The organism is Streptomyces sp. NPDC029122 (assembly GCF_055569445.1).
Window position 1 is genome coordinate 294,991 of record NZ_JBVHWK010000005.1, and the last position, 13,366, is coordinate 308,356.

General features: G+C 70.8%; 10 protein-coding genes and 1 pseudogene. 5 read left to right on the plus strand and 6 right to left on the minus strand.

The features are described from left to right. Positions 1-383 precede the first annotated feature (383 nt). The gene (locus ACZ4WZ_RS09470; protein WP_052874282.1) at positions 384-1,430 is read left to right on the plus strand and encodes a hypothetical protein; all 1,047 of its coding nucleotides are present in this window, start codon (positions 384-386) and stop codon (positions 1,428-1,430) included. 55 nt (positions 1,431-1,485) lie between these two features. Here ACZ4WZ_RS09470 and ACZ4WZ_RS09475 read toward each other — a convergent pair whose 3' ends face one another. Together ACZ4WZ_RS09475 and ACZ4WZ_RS09480 are read right to left on the minus strand one after the other, a co-directional pair. Beyond that, a complete protein-coding gene (locus ACZ4WZ_RS09475) occupies positions 1,486-2,124 on the minus strand; it encodes a Cap15 family cyclic dinucleotide receptor domain-containing protein (protein ID WP_052874283.1) in 639 nt (212 codons plus the stop codon). Positions 2,125-2,126: 2 nt separating this feature from the next. Beyond that, the gene (locus ACZ4WZ_RS09480; RefSeq protein ID WP_052874284.1) at positions 2,127-3,038 is read right to left on the minus strand and encodes a nucleotidyltransferase domain-containing protein; all 912 of its coding nucleotides are present in this window, start codon (positions 3,036-3,038) and stop codon (positions 2,127-2,129) included. A gap of 1,058 nt (positions 3,039-4,096) precedes the next feature. Here ACZ4WZ_RS09480 and ACZ4WZ_RS09485 point away from each other — a divergent pair. Both ACZ4WZ_RS09485 and ACZ4WZ_RS09490 read left to right on the plus strand, forming a co-directional pair. Next, positions 4,097-4,279: pseudogene (locus tag ACZ4WZ_RS09485) on the plus strand (CorA family divalent cation transporter); the annotation flags it as partial. 1,479 nt (positions 4,280-5,758) lie between these two features. Further along, the gene (locus ACZ4WZ_RS09490; protein WP_467887306.1) at positions 5,759-7,201 is read left to right on the plus strand and encodes a non-reducing end alpha-L-arabinofuranosidase family hydrolase; all 1,443 of its coding nucleotides are present in this window, start codon (positions 5,759-5,761) and stop codon (positions 7,199-7,201) included. A 248-nt stretch (positions 7,202-7,449) separates the two neighbouring features. On the opposite strand, the gene ACZ4WZ_RS09495 is transcribed toward ACZ4WZ_RS09490, so the two are convergent. Further along, positions 7,450-7,785, minus strand: coding sequence for a hypothetical protein (locus tag ACZ4WZ_RS09495; RefSeq protein WP_467887309.1), 336 nt, complete (start codon positions 7,783-7,785; stop codon positions 7,450-7,452). 501 nt (positions 7,786-8,286) lie between these two features. Here ACZ4WZ_RS09495 and ACZ4WZ_RS09500 point away from each other — a divergent pair. Beyond that, positions 8,287-8,502: a DUF6243 family protein gene (locus ACZ4WZ_RS09500; protein ID WP_467887311.1), complete on the plus strand. Its 216-nt coding sequence runs from the start codon at positions 8,287-8,289 to the stop codon at positions 8,500-8,502. A 248-nt stretch (positions 8,503-8,750) separates the two neighbouring features. Then, the gene (locus tag ACZ4WZ_RS09505; protein ID WP_467887314.1) at positions 8,751-9,125 is read left to right on the plus strand and encodes an ArsR/SmtB family transcription factor; all 375 of its coding nucleotides are present in this window, start codon (positions 8,751-8,753) and stop codon (positions 9,123-9,125) included. Positions 9,126-9,139: 14 nt separating this feature from the next. Here the strand turns inward: ACZ4WZ_RS09505 and ACZ4WZ_RS09510 are convergent, their stop codons facing one another. Genes ACZ4WZ_RS09510 through ACZ4WZ_RS09520 form a run of 3 tightly spaced genes read right to left on the minus strand, consistent with a single transcriptional unit; the run spans position 9,140 to position 13,175 of the window. Further along, positions 9,140-10,348 (minus strand): NAD(P)/FAD-dependent oxidoreductase, encoded by a 1,209-nt coding sequence (locus ACZ4WZ_RS09510; RefSeq protein ID WP_467887316.1) that lies wholly within the window; start codon positions 10,346-10,348, stop codon positions 9,140-9,142. Continuing rightward, positions 10,345-11,742, minus strand: a complete 1,398-nt coding sequence (locus ACZ4WZ_RS09515) for an FAD-dependent oxidoreductase (RefSeq protein WP_467887319.1) — start codon at positions 11,740-11,742, stop codon at positions 10,345-10,347. The genes ACZ4WZ_RS09510 and ACZ4WZ_RS09515 overlap by 4 nt, the downstream gene beginning before the upstream one ends. Beyond that, complete coding sequence (locus ACZ4WZ_RS09520; protein ID WP_467887403.1) at positions 11,739-13,175, minus strand: FGGY family carbohydrate kinase; 1,437 nt, start codon at positions 13,173-13,175, stop codon at positions 11,739-11,741. The genes ACZ4WZ_RS09515 and ACZ4WZ_RS09520 overlap by 4 nt, the downstream gene beginning before the upstream one ends. Between the last annotated feature and the right edge of the window lie 191 nt (positions 13,176-13,366).

Sequence of the window (13,366 nt, forward strand, 5' to 3'; positions counted from 1 at the left end):
CGGGCTTGGACTGCCCGGCGAAACAGCCGCTGGCGCAGGTCGTAGCGCGATCCGATGTCCTCCCACGGCCCCTGCTCGGAGCCGGGGGAACCGACACTCGTCGGCCGGCTCGTACGACCCCTCTACACGCGACTGGACCTCCTCACCGACACCCTCCCAGCCGCACCTAGCCCTTCAAGAGCAGCAGCCCAGGACCCCAGGGCCTACACACACTCCAGTTCACCGCTGCCGCCTCTGACACAGGGTGTTGCCTTCTCGCCGCAGATCCCAACCACTCGGCAGCACCACGAACTCGTCGCCACCATCGCGGACCGGTAAACGGAAGGCCCAATGTCGGACCCGCTCCGTACCCTTGGCTGAGGTACCTGAGACAGGAGGCCAACGTGGCCCGCATCAACCAGCGCGCGATCGACAAGCACCTCAAGGACATCGTCAAGGGCTATGAGCGCGCAGCCAAGCGGAACCCCATCCGGGTACCGATTCAGACCGAGGCGACTGGAACAGGAGGCACCATGCCTGGCCGCGACACCGCGGAAGGCGACCCGACCTTGGCACGGCTCCTGGTGTGGCTCGACGAGCAAGCCCAGCAGAACCCCTCTCACTACATCGACCTGACCCGGTTCGTCGAAGAACAGCAGCTGCCGGACGAGGACCCGGCCGTGCTCGCGTTCGAGCTGGAGCAGCGGGATCTGGTCACCGTCGTGCGCGGCATGGGCGAGCTTCCCCAAGTCCACCTCGCGGACGCTGGCCGCGCCGCGATCCACCGGCTGAAGAAGCTACGCCTGGACCGCGCCGCCCGCCTCCGCTACACCATGGACGCCTTCCACCGGTGGCTATTCGACACCGCCGGCGACCAGAAGCCCATTAACCCGGTGCTGTTCCTCGCCACGCCCGCCGCCTACTTCGCCGGATCCGAGATCACCGGCACCGAGCTGTTCGAGGCACTCGCCCACCTGGCACAGCACCAGTTGATCGAGCACATCGACACCGAGCCCCCCACCGTCGCCATCACACCCCAGGGCGTCAGCTGCGCCCTGACTGGAGGAAGCGTGCAGGATCACGTCAGCCAGCCCCGCCCCGGCACCACGTACAACAACTACATGCCGAACGCCAAGGGCGTCATCATCGGCGAGCAGCAGCACTTCGCCCAGAACGTCACCGAAGGCATCGACCCGACGCTGTTCGTCCAGCTTGCCGGGTACATCGGCCAGGTCAGTCCCATCCTGGGCATGCCCGATGAGGACCGCGTAGAACTGGAGCGCGTCGCCGAAGACCTCCACGCCGAGGCGACCTCGGGGAACCCTGAGCCGGGCCGCCTGCGCCAATTCGCCACCCAGCTCAGAGACAAGCTGCTGGAGGGCGCCTCGACCATGGCGGCAACGCAGGGCATCCAGATGGCTGAGCAGGCCCTCGGCGGGCTCATGCAGTAGCTCGTCCAGCAACACTACGGGCCCCGGGGTACCAGCCCCCGGGGCCGCTTGATCTTCAGCGGCTGGTATGCGCCGGGTCGGCGGCCTGAGCTTCGGCGAATGTGCCGTAGTCGGTCGATCGGCCGAGCAGGGTGAAGTCCATATCGCCGGCAGTAAACCGGCTAGTGAAGTAGTGCCCGGTCGCGGCCTTGGGTTGGAGGCCGGTGACCGCGATCCGGCAGGCCCCTTCGTGCCGCGGGCTTCGAGGCTGGTGTTCCACGCGGGGCGTGTTGTCGTACAGGAACCCGATCTCGGCGGTTCCCGAGTTCTCGGGGGCGCCGATGGTGGCGTTGCTCGACCGCGAGGTGCTCTCCTTCGTGCGGAGCGTGGCGTGCAGGCTCCAAAAGGTCTGCTCGATGGTCATGTACGTGGTGATCGGGCCCCGGTTCCCTCCCTCCGGTATGTGGCTCTCCGGGCTCGGGACAAGCACGACCCGCCAAGTGCCCGTGACCCAGGCACGGCCGGTGAAGCGGTGGACCACGGGCCAGCGCCAGGCCCACTTGTCGAAGACGACGGTGCCGTAGCCCACGAGGGCCGGGATGTACGCGAAGAGGTACCGGAACTCGGACGGGTACAGGCCCAGGACGAGCAGGACGACGGTGTAGAGGGTGGCGGCGATGGTGGCGCCGGTGCGGATGGTGGTCGCGGTGTTCATCGTCAGCCTTCGTAGTTGAGGTAGTGCCACGCGCCCTCGACCAGCTCGCGGGCGTCCTTCTCCGTCCACTTCTGACCCTCGCCGAACACCTTCTTGATCCCGTTCGGCTCCACCATGCGCTGGGAGCTGAACCAGGCCCCCGTGAGCTGCCGGTAGACCTCCCGCAGACTCTCGCGGACCACAGCGTCCAGGCTGCCGTCGAGACCCAAGACGTCGTCCGGGACGTTGTAGATCAGGCACTCGGAGAAGTACGACGGCAGGGCCGTGATCACGCCGTCGGAGGCGAGGACGTTTTCCACGTTCTTCAGCACCCGCACCACGAACTTGTACCGGTACTTGGTGGCGTTGTTTTTCGCCTTGCCGTTGGCCAGCTGGAGCTCGGGCCAGTTGATGACTCGCTTCCCGTTGCGCCCGTAGACGACGCTGCCCACGTACTCGCCGCCGGGCACCGTGCTGTCGTAGGCCACCCACTTGAAGCACGGCACCACGTCGATGCTGGGACGGCTGCCCACAACCTCCGGAACGTACAAGGCGAGGTTATGGTCCGTGTCCACCGAGCCGAACTGGTTAGTGAGCGCGTCCTCGACCTCCCGGCGGAGCTTCTGCCGGGTCCACGGCCCCGCGTAACTGGCCTGCTGCCCAAACCACCAAGCCGCCAGTCCCTCCGTATGGAAGGGGTCGTTCAGTTTCACCATGATGTCGACATCGCTGTCACCGCGAACGTTGGTGTTGTTGGGGTACGAGCCCTTCGACGCCACCGTGATGTCGAGCCCCTGGAACGGCTCGTGTCGGAGCACCGCCTGTTTCACCATGCGCTCGGCGCGCTCCAGCCGGAGCTGTTCGGAAGCACCCGGGGGGTTCTTCCATTTGTTGATCAAAGCGATCCGCTGTTCATACGTCAGCTGTCGTGCCATGAACGCCTCCAGGCTCCGGCGCGCCTGCGCCGGCCAACAGCGTACGAGCGGGCACCGACAGCGGCACACCTATGAATCCACATGGCCGCCCAAGTCAGAGGCGACCAAGGCGGGGCTTGCCACCACGGCGTAGACAGGGGGAGCGGCTCGGCATCCCAGGGCGCAGTGCCCCGACCAGGGTCAGCGAAAGGCCCCGGGCCGCCCAGCGCGCCCGGGGTTCCGCCTGCCAACGTCGCAGCGTCACCAGTCATCGGCGTTGACCACCCACGCGGCCGGCCCTCGCTATAGCGGCCCCAGTGCGGTTCCTCCATCAAGGTCGCGTGATCGTCGGACAGGACGCAGATCCGCCCCCAGCGGCCGGTGCTGCCGGGACAGATCCCGGTGAGCCGGGCCGCGTCGCCGTCGCGCACGGCCTGGTCGTGGCGGTCCTGGAACGGCTGGAGCTGGGCGCACAGCTCCATGCCGAGCTCAGTCTCCGCCGCCTCGCCCCTCGCCCTCGCCTCCTGCCCCCGGGATCGGACAGCACGAACGAGACGACGTCCTGCGCCTCCGCGCGGTCACCAGTCACGGTCCTGCTGCTCTCCTTCGGAAGGGGCACCAGCGGGTCCGCCGCGGCGGACTGGTCCTCAGCCATGAGCCGGTAGTGGAGGATCTCCCCACCGATCAAAAGGACTTGCCCTGCGGCTCCGTCACGAGGCGCTCCCAGCCGACAGCTGAAGTGGTGGAGCTCTGCCAGCGTGCGACGGCGCCCCAGGGCAACAGCAGCCTCGCCGAGCTCCTCCAGCCCCGCTGCGCCTCTTGCCCCGCCCCGCCGCCACTCCCCTGAGTAGCCGGTCGTGAGCGACGGAGGACGGCCCCCGAACCTGCGGTGCCCTCTTGGCCAGACAGTCCCGCTGGGGGGGAATCTGGGGGGAATGAGGCCTCATTGGGGGGCGGGTGGGGGGAACCGGCTGCACAAACGCGGAGCAGGGTGAAAGACTCTGAAAGGTCGATTGCTGCAGGTGAGACCGCCCGCACTACCGATTCCCGCAGGTCAGACGTGTGAGGGTGACGACTTCAAGACGATCTCCTCGTGGGCGGCCATCCTCTTCGCCCCCACCCTGGTCGGCACGATCTACGGCATGAACTTCGAGACCATGCCGGAACTAAAGTGGACGGCCGGATACCCCTTCGCGATCGTGCTGATGGCGGTGGTTTGCGTGAGCCTGTACGTCATCTTCAAGAAGCGCGACTGGCTGTAGCCAGTGGCCCCACTCCGTTGATCAACTCCACATTCGCGAATGATCTAAAAGGTCACTTCCGAGGGCCTGTGGGAATCCACTCCGCTGGGGAGCAAGCCACTTCACCCTCACCTGTCGTTCCGCACGCCTGATGCATCCCGACCTCGGGCACCCCACCTTCGTGGAACATCACGAGAGTGAGCCCCACCACGCTGAGTAGCTGATCCGGCGACGACATCATCAGCGTGGGTGGCGATACGGCGGGACCTCAAGGGTAAGGAGTGGTCGACCAAGCCGTCGGTCTCGAACAGGCGACTCCGGACGAGTGTCCTGTCGCTGACGCCGTGGACACGGTGCGAAGCTCGCCTCCACGCTGGGTAGAGCGGGACAGCACGAGGACAATCACGACGCCCCAGAGGCTGGTCACGTGGTCGAGCAACCTGGTGACGCCTCGCCGCCCCCGACCCGTAGCGACGCGCGGGGCATCGAGCGTCTCTTCGACCAGCTGCGCGCACTCCAGCGCCAGAACATGGCATTCCTGTTCATCTCGCACCACCTGCACGAGGTCAACGACCTCTGCACCACCGGGCCGCCCGGCACATCTCACCGCCCCGGTCGGCGCCGCCCTGCTGGATGTCTCCGGGCTCAGCCTGGCTGGTGCCTACCAGGACTTCACTAGCCGCCCGGCCCGGCGAGGTCGTCGGCCTGGCGGGAGCGGCCGTCAGCGGGAACGTCCAGCTCGGCGAGGCCATCGCCGGCCTGCGCCGCCCGCAGACCGGGACCATCACCGTCTCGGGCCGCCCGGTGCGCACCGGACGAGTACCCGCCGCGCTCGCGGGAAGGCCCGCTACGCGATCGGCTCCGGGGTGGAGAGCACCATCAATGAGTTCGCTCACCGACACGGCATGCGCCGCTCCCGCTACCGAGGACAGCCCAACCGCAACACGCACTCACGGCTGTCGCCGTCAACATCGAACGGCTCAGCAGCCGAACAGCGGCCGAGGAAACCTCCACATCGACAACCGACCGCCTTCCAGACCTTCCTGGACCAGCAGGGGCCCCGGTCGCGGTCCTGGCGAACCCTCGGCACCTGACCGCGACTATCAAGATCACCGACAGGGTCAAGCCCAACTGTCGCCTGCGCCGAAGAGTGTGAGCGTTCACGTGGGTCTCGTCAACAACTCTGAAAGGACGAGATTCTGATGACGTCTCGGTAACAGGCAGGTTGCGACGCGAGTGCTTGACGGTCCCTCATGTCCCGTGGTTTTCTCCCTGCAACACGCCGGATGTTCGACTTTCAAATTGTTAGCGCTAACAACGCGCCGGAGACCCGGTGCCCCCCACCCCGCAGGGGTCACGTCTTGCGGCCGCCTCGGACGTGCCGTGTCCGGTCCGCACGCACCGAGAAGGACCGGCCCCTGCCGAGTCACGCCTAGGAGGGTGCAGATGAACGCTCTCGGTACAGCTCCTCGTACCTCACGGCGAGGATGGCGGCCGCGGATGGCCGCCCTGCTCTCGATGGCCTTCGTGGCCGGCTTCCTCGCCATGGTGAACCCGTCGTCGGCCTCGGCGGCTTCGGTCGACACCGGCACGTGGTACGTCCTGGTCAACCGCAACAGCGGCAAGGCCCTGGACGACTACAACTTCGCCACCGCCAACGGTTCGCCCGTCGTCCAGTGGACCCGGACCGGCAACGAAGCCCAGCAGTGGCGCTTCCTGGACTCCGGCAGCGGCTACTACCGCCTGCAGAACCGTAACTCCGGCAAGGTCCTGGACAACTACAACTGGTCCTCGGCCGACGGCACCGACGTCCTCCAGTGGAGCGACCTCAACGCGACCAACCAGCAGTTCCGCCTCGCGGACTCCGCCGACGGCTACGTCCGCCTCCTGAACCGCCACAGCAACAAGGCCCTCGAGGTGCAGAGCGCCTCCACCGCCGACGGCGGCAAGATCGTCCAGTACGCCGACTGGGGCGGCGCCAACCAGCAGTGGCAGCTCGTCCCCGTCGCCGACACGGGCGCGGGCACCGGCACGTGCGCTCTTCCGTCGACCTACCGGTGGACCTCGTCGGCTCCGCTGGCGCAGCCGGCGAACGGGCAGGTCGCGCTGAAGGACTTCACCACCGTGAAGTACAACGGCAAGCACCTGGTCTACGGGACCACCTCCAACGGAACGTCGTGGGGCTCGACGGGGTTCAGTCCCTTCACGAACTGGTCGGACATGGCGAAGGCCACCCAGACCCAGATGAACGACACCGCGGTGGCGCCCGAACTGTTCTACTTCGCGCCCAAGAACATCTGGGTGATGGTGGACCAGTGGGGTCAATGGCCGTTCTACTACCGCACCTCCAGCGACCCCACCAACCCCAACGGCTGGTCCGCCCGGCAGCCGCTGTTCACCGGCAGCCTCCCCGCCGGCGAAGAAGGCGGCCCGATCGACCCGACCATGATCGCCGACGACCAGAACATGTACCTGTTCTTCGCCGGTGACAACGGCAAGATCTACCGGGCGAGCATGCCGATCGGGAACTTCCCCAGCAGCTTCGGCTCGTCGTACACGACGGTCATGAGCGACACGACGAACCTTCTGTTCGAGGCGCCGGAGGTCTACAAGGTCAAGGGCCAGAACCAGTACCTCATGATCGTTGAGGCGCAGGGTTCGAACCGCTACTTCCGCTCGTTCACCGCCTCCAGCCTGAACGGTCCGTGGACCGTCCAGGCCGGCAGCGAGAGCAGCCCCTTCGCGGGCCAGGCCAACAGTGGTTCCGACTGGGCCCAGGGCGTCAGCCACGGTGACCTGGTCCGCGACAACCCCGACCAGACCATGACCATCGATCCCTGCAACCTGCAGTTCCTCTACCAGGGCCTCCTCAAAGACATACCGCCGAACACCTCCTACGCGAACCTGCCGTACCGGCCGGGCCTGCTCACCCTGCAACGCTGACCCGCCTGATCCACGGGGATCGCGATGTGGTGCGGTCCGCCGACGCGTAGACGAGCGGTTCACGGCGGGGGCGACTCCACCTGCTGGCGCCGCCTGGTCGGTGCCGCGCGGGTGCTGGGATCGCAGGACCAGGCCGGGCCCGCCCTGGCGGGTCTTGATCTCATCCAGCGTGGTCCCGATCTCCCACCGCTGGGCATGGAGCGAGGCCAGTTCCGCGGCTGGCGCGGTCCGCGGGTCGAGGATGCTCGTCACCAGTCGATAGACGGTGGTGCCGCTATCGGCTGAGCCGAGGGTGTACTCGATGACACGGACCCGGGTCGGGTCGGCGTGGCGGTTCTTGTCCCGGGCCGCAAGATCTGTGAGAGATGGGAACCGTCCTCCCATGCGACCAGCACCGGGAGGACGGCATCGCTCTTGGCACGCCACAGCAGGTCGGCGCCGGTCGCGGCCGCCGACCGCCACAGGTCGAAGCCGCGGAAGCCGCGGTCGCCCAGCAGGAGCATCCCGCGCGTCATGGATGCGCGGAACTCTTTGGCGAGCGCGGTCTCGTGGACCGCACGTGGTGCGACCCGGACCGCGAACACGGCGTGGGTGCCGCATTCGACCAGCGCGGCGACCCTCGCCTGCGGCTACGCACTGCGCCCCTGTCCCCGGCAGGTCCCCGGCCGGCCAACCACAGTGCTGTCGGTCGGACAGCCGCTCCGGCACGAGGACGGTGCCGGCCGGCGTCCCGTCCGCGACCGGGAGACCCACCTGCGGCGCCACGCAGCGGTCAGCGAACGGGGGGGCGGTGCCCCGCAGGAACCGGTCATTCGGTACACCCCGCATTTCGGCAGCGTGACCCACGCGCTCCCGACCGGGGGCAACCGGCCCCGAGCGCCCGCCGTCGGCCCGGTCGGCGCCGGGGCGGCGAAGAACATGGCGCGCGGGGTCGGCGGAACCGGGTAACGTCTTTGTCATGTTCTTCCAGACGCCGATTCACGGGTGAGTGCGTGACGGGCCTCCGCTGACGTCCTCCGACGTCGCCGCGCCCCGTCCCCACCGATGGATCCGCAGATCACTTCACCTCACCACCGGGAGAACCCGTGACCGACAGCAAAAACATCAACAACCCCGTGGGCCAGGGCGGCGGCCAGCGCAAGAAGCTGTCCCGCGCCGAACGGCAGAACAACGGTCCGCATCGCAATCTCGACCGCCAGGGTGCCGCCGACCGGAAGGCGGAGCTGGTGCGCAAGATGCGCGAGAAGGCACGCGCGGCTGGGGATGCCGGGCAGGCGGGCGACGACACCGCAGCGGGCTGACGCACCCGCCGCAGGGCGGCACCGCACGAGGCGGGGCCGGGACCAGCACGCGCGGTCCGGCCCTGCCGCCGTATCCGGCTCCGCTGCCGTAACCGGGCGCGGCCGGTTCCCCTCAGCGGGGTACGGGGACGCCCGGGGTCACGCTTCTGGTGCGGCTCGGGGTGGTTACGTGACGGCGCCCCGCTGCTCGGTGAGGCGGTCGCGACGCCCGGGTCCCCTTCCGATTCGACGCGTGTCAACATAGACGTATGTCGAACACTGAGGCGCCGCCGCTGCTGGAGCCGGATCCGGCTGCCCCGGCCTGCTGCCCGCCGCTGGCCGAGCGCCCCTTCAGCGCCGAGGAGGCGGAGCGCACCGCCAGGATGTTCAAGGCCCTCGGCGATCCGGTGCGCCTGCGCCTGTTCTCCGCCGTCGCCTCCCACCCGGACGGCGAGGCGTGCGTGTGCGACATCTCCGACGTCGGGGTCTCCCAGCCGACCGTCTCCCACCACCTGAAGAAGCTCAGGGAAGCCGGCCTGCTCAGCTCCGAGCGCCGCGGCACCTGGGTCTACTACCGCGTCGAGCCGTCGGTGGTGGCCGCCATGGGCCGCCTCCTCGCCCCGGCCGCCGACCGCTCCGGCTGAGGGAGCGCCGGCCGTCAGGCGGTGCCCACCACCACCGGGCCGCCCGCCGGGTCGACCCGCGCCGTCCACCCCGGCGGCAAACGCAGTGAGCGCGACGCCGGCACGCGGCCCGGGAAGCGGCGGCGCCACAGCAGGCGGCCGTCCTGCGACACCTCCACCACCGGGGCGGTCAGCGGCACCGCGGAGCGCAGCAGCAGCGGGCGCCGCGCGGGGGCCGTGACGCGGTTCGGCGTCACCCACGCGAGCGGGGCCCGTACGAGCAGCGGCGGGCCGGCGTCGGGCCAGGGGGCTCCCGCGAGGCGGGCCAGGACCGGGGCGGCGGCGGCCCGGCCCTCTGCGGCCGCGGTGGCGGCGCGCTCCACACCGTGCAGGGCGTTGCCGACGGCGAAGACCCCGGGCGCCCCCGTACGGAAGGCGGTGTCCACGCGGGGTCCGAGGGTGCCCGGGTCCACGGGCACGCCGCCCCGGCGGGCCAGTTCGTGCTCGGGGATCCAGTCGCCGGTGAAGACCACCGTGTCGCAGGCGATGACCGCCGACCGGCCGTCCCGGTGGCGGACCGCCACTCCCGAGAGCCGGCCCCGGCCGCGCAGCTCGCTCACCGTGGTCGCCGTGAGCAGCGGAACCCCCGGTACGGCGGTGCCGCGCGCGTGCTCGGTGAGGACCGCCACCACCTCCGTGCCCGACCGCCGCAGGGTGCGTACCGCGTGGCGGGCCACCGGCTCGGCGCCCACCACCACGGCCCGGCGGCCGACGGGGCGGCCGTGGAGGTGGACCGACCGCTGGAGCTCCCCGGTGGTGAGCACTCCGGCCGGGCGGGTGCCGGGCACCAGCCGGGCGCTGCGGGGGCGTTCCCGGGCGCCCGTGGCGAGGACGACGGCCCGGGCCGTGATCCGTTCCAGCCCCGCCGGGCCGGTGGTCTCCAGGGCCAGCGGTCCCGCCCAGCCGGTGGCGGTGACGCCGGTACGGACGACGGCACCGGCGTCCAGCGCCGCGGCCACCGCGCGGCGTGCGTACGCGGGTCCGGACAGCCAGGGCAGCGGCGGCCGTCCGAAGCCGCCGTGGTGGCAGTGGCGCGGTGCGCCGCCCGCCTCCTCCTCGCGTTCCAGTACCTCGACCCGGCCCGCGCCCGCGGCCGCGACGCGGGCGGCCAGGGCCAGCCCGGCCGGGCCCGCTCCGACGACCAGCACGTCGACCGTGCGGTCCGTACGGTCCGTACGGTTCACCGTCGGGCCTCCTCGAACAGCGCGCGGACGGCGGCGCCGCAGTGGAAGCCCTGGCAGCGGCCGCCACGGGCGCGCGTACGGCGCCGGAGTCCGTCCAGGGAACCGGGCGGGACGGTACCGGCGAGCGCGTCGCGGATCTCCCCGCGGGTCACGCGCTCGCAGTGGCAGACGATCCGGCCGTACTCGGGGTCCGCCGCGATCAGCTCGGCGTCGCGGTAGGGACGGCGGAACGCCTCGCCCAGGTTCGGCATGCGCACGGGCTCCAGTTCCCGTGGCCCGGTCACCGGCAGACCGCCCTCGGCGAGGAGCTCCACCACGTGGGACGCGATCGCCATGGACGCGGTCAGGCCCGTCGAGCGGATCCCGCCCACGGTGACGTACCGCTGCGCGGGGTGGGCGCGGATCGCGTAGTCCTCGGACCCGGTGGCGGCCCGCAGTCCCGCGTACACGGCCGTGACCTCCTCCTCCAGGAGCGCGGGCAGGATCCGCCGGCCCCTCTCCCGCAGCAGTGCGATCCCTTCGGCGGTGGACCCGGTGGCGGCCTTGTCGTCCAGGTCCTCGGCGGTCGGCCCGAGCAGCACCTTCCCGTGGACCGTCGGCGTGACCAGGACGCCCTTGCCGAGCGCGCCCGGCACCGGCAGCAGGATGTGCCGGACCAGGCCGCGGGCGAGCTCGTCGAAGACGATCAGCTGGCCGCGCCGGGGGGTCACCGTGAGGTCCGCGTGCCCGAGCAGCCGGTCGACCGCGTCGGCGTGCAGGCCGGCCGCGTTGACCAGGTGGCGGGTGCGCAGTACGCCGCGGCCGGTGTCCAGCAGGTGCGGGTCTCCGGGGGTGACGGCCCGGACCGGGCAGTCGAGGTGGAGGTCGACGCCCGCGCGGACGGCCTGCGTCGCGTACGCCAGCGTGGTGGACCAGGGGCAGATGACGGACTCGCCGGGTACGTCGAGCGCCCCGAGCACTCCGGGTCCGAGCTCCGGCTCGCGGGCCCGCACCTCTTCGGCCGGCAGGATCCGGGCCTCGTGGTAGCCGTTGCGCACGGCCTTGCCGGCGAGGCCGGGCAGCGCGGCGCGCTGCTCTTCGTCCCAGGCCACGAGGAGGGCCCCGAGCGGCTCCACCGGGATGCCGCTCTCGGCGGCGTACGCGGCGAGCCGCCGCCCGCCGTCCCGGACCAGCCGGGACTCCAGGGACCCGGGCACCGCGTCGAACCCGGTGTGGAGGATGGCCGTGTTGGCCTTGGAGGTGCCGTCCCCGACGTCGTCGGACGCCTCGACCAGGGCGGTCCGCAGGGGCAGCCGGGCCAGTTCGCGGGCGATGGCGCAGCCCACCACGCCGGCGCCGATGACCGTCACGTCGTACTCCGCGCCCGGCAGGGCACCGCGGGTGGTGACGCTCATGCGGGGCCGTCGAGCAGGGCGGCGACCGCGGTACGGAACCGTGCGCGGCGCTCGGCGGCCTCGCCCGCCCCGGCCCGCGGCTCGTAGACGGCGGACGGCTTCCACTCGGGGACGGCGTCGCGGACCGTGAGGGAGGGGTCGAGGCCGAGCCGGGCGACCGCGCCGACGCCGAGGGCGGTGGCGTCCGGCAGCGCCGACACCTCGACGGGGATCCGGAGCAGATCGGCCTGGGCCTGCATGAGCAGGGCGGACCGGGTGAGCCCTCCGTCGACGCGGAGGGAGGTCAGCGGCGCGCCCAGGTCGGCGGCGGCCGCGTCCGCGAGCTCGGCGACCTGGGCGGCGATGCCGTCGCACAGGGCGTGCACCAGGTGTCCGGCGGTGGTGCCGAGGCCGAGTCCGGTGACCGAGCCGCGCAGATCGCCCCGCCACCAGGGGGCGGCCAGCCCGGCGAGCGCGGGGACGAAGGTGACGCCGCCGGAGTCGGGGACGCTGCCGCCCACGGCGTCGATGTCCGCGGCGCCGGAGATCACGCCGAGATCGGTGAGCCAGCGTACGGCGGAAGCGGCCGTGTACACCTGGCCGTCGAGGCAGTAGCTGGTCCGCCCGGCGATCCGCCAGGCCACGCAGCCGACCAGTCCGGAGGAGCTGCGGCGGGGGTGCGGTCCGGTCTGCGCGAGCAGGAACGCGCCGGTGCCGTAGGTGCACTTGGCGGTGCCGGGGGCGGTGACGCTCTGGGCGAGCAGGGCGGCCTGTTGGTCGACGAGCAGTCCCGTCAGCGGCAGTTCGGGACCGAAGGCGGTGGTGGTGCCGACGCGGGAGTCCGCGTCGACGATCCGCGGCAGTGGCTCGCCGGCGAGGCCGAAGACGTCGAGGGCGGTCTCCGACCAGCCGACGGTGTCGAGGTCGAGCAGCTGCGTACGGCCCGCGGTCGCCGCGTCGGTGACGAACGCGCCGGTGAGGCGGTGCACCAGCCACGCGTCGCTGGTGGTGACGACGCCCCTCCGCGTCAGGTGGCGGCGTATCCAGGCCATCTTGGGCGCGGCGAAGTACGGGTCGAGCGGCAGTCCGGTGCGTTCGCGCAGCAGCTCGGCGTGCGGGGACAGTTCGGTGCACAGCGGTGCGGCGCGCCGGTCCTGCCAGACGATCGCGTCGGTCAGCGGTTCGCCGCTCGCCGGGTCCCAGGCGAGCACGGTCTCGCCCTGGTTGGCCAGGCCCACCGCCGCCACCGGTTCACCGGCCGCCGCCAGCGCGGCCCGCCCGGCGTCGACGACCGAGCCCAGCAGCTCGCCCGGGTCCACCTCCACCCGGCCGTCGGGCAGGTACCGGGGCCGTACGGGAGCGGAGGCGGAGCCGATGATCCCGCGCTCCGGGCACAGGACAAGGGCCTTGGTTCCCGAGGTGCCTTGGTCCACAGCGAGCACCGGGCCCGTCATCACCACTCCGTCCGTGTTCCGGCAGGTCATCATCACGTCAGCGATCACGTCAGCCATCGCCGGTCGGAAGCCTTCACCAGGGGCGGTCCCCCGTCAAGATCCTCCCGAGCGCATGCCGGATGCACTGATGCTCAGTCATCTCCCGCATGTGGCCTGAAACTTGTGTCTGAAAGGGAATGCGTGTGCGATCG

Coding starts and splice junctions, on each gene's coding strand:
- ACZ4WZ_RS09475 (WP_052874283.1), bottom strand. CDS start 2,124: ATGAACACCGCGACCACCATCCGCACCGGCGCCACCATCGCCGCCACC.
- ACZ4WZ_RS09480 (WP_052874284.1), bottom strand. CDS start 3,038: ATGGCACGACAGCTGACGTATGAACAGCGGATCGCTTTGATCAACAAA.
- ACZ4WZ_RS09490 (WP_467887306.1), top strand. CDS start 5,759: ATGGCCGCCCTGCTCTCGATGGCCTTCGTGGCCGGCTTCCTCGCCATG.
- ACZ4WZ_RS09505 (WP_467887314.1), top strand. CDS start 8,751: ATGTCGAACACTGAGGCGCCGCCGCTGCTGGAGCCGGATCCGGCTGCC.
- ACZ4WZ_RS09515 (WP_467887319.1), bottom strand. CDS start 11,742: ATGAGCGTCACCACCCGCGGTGCCCTGCCGGGCGCGGAGTACGACGTG.
- ACZ4WZ_RS09520 (WP_467887403.1), bottom strand. CDS start 13,175: ATGACGGGCCCGGTGCTCGCTGTGGACCAAGGCACCTCGGGAACCAAG.